Annotated in this window: 5 protein-coding genes and 3 pseudogenes; 6 read left to right on the forward strand and 2 right to left on the reverse strand. The window is 58.6% G+C overall.

All coding sequences use genetic code 11. From position 1 onward, the window contains the following. Positions 1-239 (forward strand): annotated as a pseudogene (locus EN984_RS14700) (transposase); the annotation flags it as partial. Positions 240-459: 220 nt separating this feature from the next. Here the strand turns inward: EN984_RS14700 and EN984_RS14705 are convergent. Further along, complete coding sequence (locus EN984_RS14705; RefSeq protein ID WP_127268395.1) at positions 460-1,635, reverse strand: FAD-binding oxidoreductase; 1,176 nt, start codon at positions 1,633-1,635, stop codon at positions 460-462. After that, positions 1,613-3,250, reverse strand: coding sequence for an NAD(P)/FAD-dependent oxidoreductase (locus tag EN984_RS14710; protein WP_127268396.1), 1,638 nt, complete (start codon positions 3,248-3,250; stop codon positions 1,613-1,615). Before EN984_RS14710 ends, EN984_RS14705 begins: the two co-directional genes overlap by 23 nt. A gap of 194 nt (positions 3,251-3,444) precedes the next feature. On the opposite strand from EN984_RS14710, the pseudogene EN984_RS38775 reads away from it, so the two are divergent. The 5 genes and pseudogenes from EN984_RS38775 to EN984_RS38780 all read left to right on the forward strand — a co-directional run. Further along, positions 3,445-3,561 (forward strand): annotated as a pseudogene (locus EN984_RS38775) (transposase); the annotation flags it as partial. A gap of 664 nt (positions 3,562-4,225) precedes the next feature. Continuing rightward, positions 4,226-5,833 carry an ABC transporter substrate-binding protein gene (locus tag EN984_RS14720; protein WP_127268397.1) on the forward strand — a complete coding sequence of 536 codons (1,608 nt, stop codon included), beginning with the start codon at positions 4,226-4,228 and terminating at the stop codon, positions 5,831-5,833. Next, positions 5,833-6,774 carry an ABC transporter permease gene (locus tag EN984_RS14725; protein WP_127268398.1) on the forward strand — a complete coding sequence of 314 codons (942 nt, stop codon included), beginning with the start codon at positions 5,833-5,835 and terminating at the stop codon, positions 6,772-6,774. Before EN984_RS14720 ends, EN984_RS14725 begins: the two co-directional genes overlap by 1 nt. 1 nt (position 6,775) lies before the next feature. After that, positions 6,776-7,657: an ABC transporter permease gene (locus tag EN984_RS14730; RefSeq protein ID WP_127268399.1), complete on the forward strand. Its 882-nt coding sequence runs from the start codon at positions 6,776-6,778 to the stop codon at positions 7,655-7,657. Position 7,658: 1 nt separating this feature from the next. Then, positions 7,659-7,825 (forward strand): annotated as a pseudogene (locus tag EN984_RS38780) (peptide ABC transporter ATP-binding protein); the annotation flags it as partial.

Genomic DNA, 7,825 nt, shown 5'->3' on the forward strand with positions numbered 1-7,825 from the left:
CACAACGCACCCCAGAGCCACAAGCTCAGGGTCTTCACCGCGGGCCAGAAACGCCGCGTCACCCCAGCCATCAAGCGCCAGATGCGACGGCGGTCGGCGGTCGAGCCCGTCATCGGGGCCACATCAAGAACGAACACCGCATGGGCCGCAACTACCTCGCCGGCCAGCAGGGCGACGCCCTCAACGCCATCCTGGCCGCCGCCGGATATAACTTCTCTCTCCTGCTCAGGTGGCTGAAGGGATTTTTGTGGCTTCTCATCGCAGCCTTACAAAGTCAGCCGAAGAGCTCGAAGCCTGATCCCTCTCATTGTTCACGGCCGACGGGACAACCCAACCTCAAGCGAGAACATTTCAGGGGGGCACATCGGGTGCAAGTAATCGAAGCGCATCACTGATGACCAATGCCGCCTGCTTCTTTCGGCAACGCGCAGCGATGCGCTTCTGCTGAGCGCGATGTTTCTAAGCAGCGTCCCCGAATTGGATCGCAACCCAGCCCTGCAGTTGGCGCCAGTTGGGTTCGAGCCTGGCGAAACGCTTCAAGCTAAACGATGAAATGTCTGCGAAGCTGCAGACGCCGTCGACAACTACGTCGCGGATTGCTCGCCCGCTTGACGGCGACAAGCCGAAGCCGACGCTGGACATCGTGGCAACAACCACGTTGGAGAATGTCGAGAGCCGGTCGATCACGGGGCGCCCGTCGGGGGTGTTCTCGATCACACCGGCCCAAGAACGAATAATGCGGGCATGCGCGGCCTTCGGCATCATTTCAACCAAGCGGCGGCCTATATGACCCATCAGGGGGGTTGAGGGGTTGGATATTACGCCTCCCTCGGCTAGTTCCAGCCATTCGTGTGGACCGCCTCCAAAGGCCAGATTACCGCGCAGCGTCTGCCTGCCGTGGAGATCGTTACCATCAACGCCACCATAAGCCATCAGGGGAAGCGGCTCGGTAACGATCATCTCGGCACGCGCGCTTGCCAAAGGAACCTCCTGCCCCAGCATCGCCGAGAAGCGCCCGGTGTATGGCCCGGCTGCAATGACCAGTTGATCGCAGCCAAATAGGCCGCGCTCCGTGTCTACGCCTACCACCCGCTCGCCTTCGGTGCGGAACCCGGTGACCCCGCAGTGCTGCACGAGCTGGCCGCCGTGGTCCTGCATGGCCCACGCGTAGCCTTGGACTGTGCGGTGTGGGTTGGCGTGCCCCCCGAAGTGATAGAAATGAGCACCGGCAACGTTGTCGCCGACGAGTGGAACGAGTTCTCGGAGCCGCGTCCGGTCGAGCAATTCGCACCGGTGTCCATGGCGCTCCATCGCAGCGGCGCTGCGAGTTGCGGCCGCCAATTGCTCCTCGGTCACGGCGACGTGGATGCGGTTTGCAGAGAACTCCGTAGGATAACCGAGCAGTTCATCCATGATTGGCCACAGCCGCAGCATCTCCGGGTAAAGAGGCGAAAAAACGTGTCCGCAGCCCCCTCCGTTACGGCCGGAAGCCTCCCAGCCAACGATGCCCTTTTCTATAACCAGAACATCGACGCCGGTTTGTGCTAGCCACCAGCCAGCACTCAGCCCTGTGACGCCGCCGCCAATGATCACAACGGATGCACCCATGTTCTCAGTCATGGCCGCCTCGCTCATCAAGCGCAGCCGCGGTGGTAACATGATCGGTGGCAACTGTATAAAACTCGGGAACCTCCCATTGGGCTTTCCATTGCGATGGTATTCCAAACCAGAGTGCCCAATGACGGGCCTGATCTGGCGATTCCGGGATTTGGCTGGCAATTTCTAGCGGCAGCGGTCGTACTGGCGCGCGGTAGCCCGCAAGGGGAATTGCCGCTAGCGACGCGCCGGACTGCATGGCCAGCAAAGCAGCTATCTGCTCGCGGCAGCGCCGACCTTGGCACGGTCCCATGCCTGCGCGAGTGAGCCGCTTGACCTGGTCCGGGTTTGGGGGCGCGTCGCCAAGGAGGGTTGAGAGTGAGCGATCGTTGCGGCGCTCGGTTTGCCAGCCAAGATAACGCGGGGGGCGTAGCTCGAGGATCTCGCGGGCGGTAATCTCCTCGCATTGACAGACGTGGAATTCGTCACGCGCAGCGATGACGCTGGCATGTACCCAGGCCAGACGGTAGGCTGCCAGATCGTAGGCCGGCCGGTCGGGTCGCGGCGCTCCATCGTGCGCATGGTCTCCGGCAAGGCCCAGATCATCAAGGATGGTGGCGACTGCCAGTAAGGCTTCGCGTTCCGCGATGCTGGGATCGCACGATTTTGTAGGCCAGATGCCGGCGCTGTCGCCGATCACGAAAATATTGCGCACACTGGTACGCTGACCTGCATCCACCGCCGGCGCATAGCCGCCCCGCTCTGGCTGAAAGGCGACCCTGCACCCGAGCGCTGCGAGAAGATCAATAACCGGCGTGGCTCCGACCGCCAGCACAACGCCGTCGCAAGCGATTCGGCGTTCTTTGCCAACAGCCCGACCGGCTTCATCCAAGGCGGAAATGAGCACTTCTTCAACTGAGTCCCGCCCCAGTACCTCACGCACAACATGACGGGTCAGGAATTCGCAGCCGCCAGCGCGTAATTCGTCTACCATGTGTACGGGACCGACAGCCTCGGCCGCCTGTTCCACGATCCCCGCTATTTCCACGCCGGCCTTCTCGAGTGCTGCGGCAGCCGCCAGCGCCTCAGCCGACGTGCCGAGGATCAACACTCTCCGAGGGTTTAGGGCCCTGAACCGCGTTGCCAGCGAAACCGCCGCCGTGGCACCCATTACGCCCGGCTTCTCCCACCCAGGGAAGCCGAGCCCGATATCGCGTCGGCCGGCTGCGACAATTACGTATTCTGCGCCTATCAGCCAGCCACGTGTCTCGTCGGCCAGACCGGCGATCGTGCCGGGGAGCCAGTGGACACCGGGACCGTTCGCATAAAGACCCCAACAGGCGGTGCCGAGCCGGACGTCAACCCCAGCTTCGAACGCTGTCTGGATAAGTGGCTCGGAAGCGACGAAGCTCTCAAGCATAGCATTGCGGTTGCGCGCTACAGGAGACATGCCCTGTCCGTAGTGAAGCGGCACCTCGTTGCCCATGGTTATGAAGGGAACCGGGTTTTCGTCAATGAGCACGACCGAGAGTCCTCGGCGAGCCGCGTCGATAGCGGCTGCGAGACCAGCAGGACCCGCGCCAACTACCAAGAGCTGGGTCTGTTCCTCGACGATCAGCTCTTTGCCGGCAACAGATTTTTCGTCAATCTTCATGGTTCAAGCCATTCTGGTAACTGTTGCCTTCGTCCGAGGTTCTCCACCCGTTCGGAATGGCGTTAAAGCCGAACGAGCCTCTGGCCGGATTTTCAGGCGCCCAGACACTCTCATCGATTCATCGCTTCAAGGGGCTCCATGTCAAATTCAGTTTGTGAATTGAGCTAATCTGATTTCGAGATGAGCGTGGGCGCGCATGGTTGAGCCTTGTCCCCCGTGAACACTCGACCGGAGGCGAGCAGAAGCTCTGTGGCATCACCAAGCGCGGGAACCGCTACGTCCGCAAGGTCCTCGCTCATGGCGCGCGCTCCTGCTTTCGACCTGGATCGAGCCCGGGATCGCCTTGGACGCTGGCTCGACGGCTTGCAGAGCCAGATGCACCCGAACAAGGCCGTTGTCGCACCCGCCGCCAAGATGGCGCGCGCATTGTATGGGTTGTCCTGACCAAGCCGAGAGCGCTCTACGAACGCAGGCACTTTCATCCACCATCTCGGCGCTAGATGGCCACGATACACAAACTGAATTTGACGACAAGCCCTCCACGATAAAGAATAATCGAAACCATGGCGGTTTAACGGCCAGGAAATACTAAGGGAACTAAGTGGTGTCTGAGCTATGAAGCACTCAGCGGCCCGTAGCATGATGTTGCCCAAACCATCGCCATCCCATCTGAGTCGGCTATCAACTACCGGCTGCACAACGCCACGAGGTTTGATGATCAGATTTGGCTTAGTTTGGTCAGCAATCGCGTTGAACAGGGAGATCGCTGTACACCCGCAGTGGTTCATAGCAAGGAGAGCCAGATAATGGCTCATGGATTACGAATGGCGGATCTCTCCAGATCGACCTGCTCAGATGGCGAGTCTGCTAATCAATGTATAAGTTGAAAATCACGAAGTCGCCGCAAGTCGCTCCATAGTAACTTAACCATTAGGCGTGCCTTGAGCCGCCGTTAAGAAAAAGGGGAACTAGAATATGACAATCTCTCGACGCGACCTCATGAAGCTAAGTATGGCGGCTGGAACGGCTTTGTCATTCCCCTCGATCTTGCGTGGGCAAACATTGCCAACGGACGCTCGGACGGTTCGGATGGTAATGGTTGAGCTCCAAATCTTTGATCCGGTGTTCACGACAACCGACCCCACCGTTTTCCACAGCTTGGGCGTTTATGATACGCTATTCGCCCCCGACAGCAAGCTTATGCCACAACCGCAAATGGTCGGGAAGTGGGGCGTTTCCGACGATAAGAAGACTTATAGTTTCGAACTCCGGGATGGTTTGAGTTGGCACGATGGCACTGCGGTCACCGCAGCCGATTGTGTGGCCTCGATCCGCCGCTGGGCCCAAGTGGCTCCGGGCGGACAGTTGATCATGTCTCGTGCCAAGGATATCTCGAAAAAGGACGACAAAACTTTTGTAATTACGCTCACCGAACCTCTAGGGGTACTGATCGATCTGCTGGCTACGCTGTCAGCGCCGGTCCTGTTTATTATGCGCGAAAAGGATGCAGAGCGACCTGCGACCGAGCAGGTGACCGCGAACATCGGATCGGGTCCATTCAAGTTTAACCATGCTCTTGCCAGGCCGGGTGCGAATTTCACCTATGATCGCAATGAGAAATACGTGCCGCGCAGCGAGGCTTCTGACGGGTTTGCAGGCGGTAAAGTCGTTAAGGTCGATCGTGTCATTTGGGAAAACGGCGGCGATGCGCAGACTAATCTGGCTGCTTTGCAAGCAGGGGAGCTTGATTTCCTTCGCGATGCACCTGCGGATTTCTATGCTGCGATCGAAAACGACCCCAATCTTGAACTTCAGGTCCTGAATAAAACTGGCAACGACATGTGCGTGCGCATGAATCACCTTCAGAAGCCATTCGATAACGTGAAAGCGCGTCAGGCAATACTTCACTTGGTTGATCAGGAGGCGTTTCTGCGCGTTACTGCCCCTGATCCAAAGTATAGTCGACCCGTCACTTCGATATTCGGAAACAGTACACCTTATTCCAATGACGAGAACACAGGATGGTTCAAGAAGGGCGGCGACCCGAAAAGGGCCAAGCAGCTCTTCCAGGAGGCGGGATATGCTGGTGAGAAGGTTGTTATTCTCGACCCCACGTCTTGGGCCGCTGCCAGCAATGCCTCACAGCTTCTCGCAGCCGAACTACGCAAGATTGGTGTCAACGCTGAGCTTGCGCCAAGTGACTGGGGTGGGATTGTGGCGCGCCGGGGCAACAAGGGTCCTGTTGAGAGCGGTGGCTGGAGCATTTTTATCACCGATGATTTCGATTACGCCCAAGGCGATCCAATGACCGCGGTCTTCCTTGGCGCGAGCGGGGAAAAGGCCGCCTGGTTCGGCTGGCCTAAGAACGACGAATTTGAGGCGCTTCGGCTCAAGTGGCCGGATGTCGAAACTCTTGAAGAGCGACAGGCATTGGCTCGCAAAATGCAACGAATTTGGTGGGAATTTGTCGGTGACGTCAGATTAGGTCAAATTGTATCCCCGAGTGCTCACCGCAAATCGCTTACCGGACTCGTGGAGATGCCATACGTTGCCTGGTGGAATATGCAGAAAGCCTCAGGCTGATGGCGACGTATATGTTGCGCAGGATAGTTTCGGCCATGGCCGTCATGGTGATGGTCGGAATTTTCATCTTCCTGCTTCTCAGGCTGGCGCCGGGTGACCCAGCGGACATGATTGCCGGCAAGTCGGCCACGGCGGAGATGATCGCCGGCATCCGGGAAAAGTTGGGGTTGAATGACCCAATGCCGGTCCAGTTCATACGATGGGCGCGGGATATGCTTGACGGCGATTTCGGCACCTCGATTTTTGCCGGACGCCCTGTTCTTGAGCTCATTTCGCAGCGGCTTGAGCCGACTTTTTCCCTGTCGCTCCTGACGATGATGTTTTCGGTGACGGTCGGGGTTTCTTTCGGCATCCTTGCCGCTTGGCGAACTGGCGGTTTCATCGATCGCGCCCTCACCGCCTTTTCGGCACTTGGCTATTCCGTCCCGGTCTTTGTCATCGGCTATTTCCTCATATACTTCTTCGCTATCAGGGCACACTGGCTGCCGGTCCAGGGATATGCGCCGATCGATGGTGGCCTTGGACCTTGGTTCGCGCACCTGGTCCTTCCCACCGTGGCCCTTAGTCTTGGCTACATTGCATTCATCGCCCGGGTTACGCGGGCGAGCATGCTCGAGGTCCTCTCGGAGGACTATATGCGAACCGCCGCTGCCAAGGGCGCTTCGTCCTATGCCATGCTTTTCCACCATGCCTTGAAGAATGCCGGCGTCCCGATCTTGACCGTCATCGGCATAAGCTTTGCCTATCTGATCGGCGGAGTGGTCCTTACCGAAACGGTGTTCAACATACCCGGTATCGGCCGCCTGGTGGTGGATGCGATCAACAACCGCGACTATCCCATCATCCAGAGCGTGCTCATCCTGACGTCAGGTCTCTACGTCCTTATTAATCTCGCAGTCGATCTGGCCTACACGCTGATCGATCCCCGGATCCGGTACTGATATGACACTGCTCTCCCCGCCAGTTGAATACATTCCTACCGGCCGCTTTCGAGTATCTGACCTGCCTCGCATAGCAAGGCGTCATCCGCCGGTGATGATAGGCGGCGGACTATTGGCGTTGTTGATCCTCCTAGCACTCGCTGCCCCGCTGTACGGCGGCGATCCGATGAACATGGATCCATTCAATCGCCTTCAGCCACCTTCCGCGAAGATGTGGTTCGGAAGTGATCATCTGGGCCGGGACGTGTTCGCACGCACCGTATTCGGTGCCCGAGTTTCTCTACTGGTGGGATTGATGTCGGCGGCAGCCGCAGCTGTGGGCGGGCTTATTATCGGTATTATCGCCGGTTACAGTCGCGGTTTCGACAATGTCGTCATGCGGGTCATGGATGGCCTAATGTCGATCCCGACTATGCTGCTGGCCATTGCCCTTATCTCTCTGACGGGTCCCGGCATCGGCATTCTCATCGTCGCGATCACGATTCCACAGATGCCAAGCGTCACCCGGCTCGTTCGTTCGGTGGTTCTGAGTGTTCGCGATCGCCCTTACGTTGAGGCCGCCGTCTGTGGAGGCGCACGCCTGCCAAAGGTGCTGTGGAGGCATATCGTGCCGAGTACCATTCCGCCGCTTATGGTCCAGAGCGCCATAGTCTGCGCAGATGCGATTCTGACAGAGGCCGGACTGAGCTTTCTCGGCGTCGGCGTGCCGCCCGAGATCGCTAGTTGGGGCAACATGATCTCGAATTCTCGCCTGTTTCTTGCCATCGCTCCTATGACAATCTTCGCCCCCGGTATCTGCCTCGCCGTCACGGTCCTTGCGGTCAACCTTTTGGGGGATGGCCTGCGCGACATGTTCGATCCCCGCGCCAAGCGGAGGCGCTGACATGCAGATGCATCAAGCCGCAGGGAATGACTTGCTTCTCGATGTCCGAAACCTCGAAACGCATTTTTTCGGCGAAGACAGTGTCACCCGCGCCCTGGGCGGCATCAGCTTCCAGGTAATGAAAGGCGAAACGCTTGGGGTCGTCGGCGAATCGGGATGCGGGAAGAG

It is taken from the genome of Mesorhizobium sp. M7A.F.Ca.CA.004.12.1.1 (assembly GCF_003997835.1).
Lineage (GTDB): Bacteria > Pseudomonadota > Alphaproteobacteria > Rhizobiales > Rhizobiaceae > Mesorhizobium.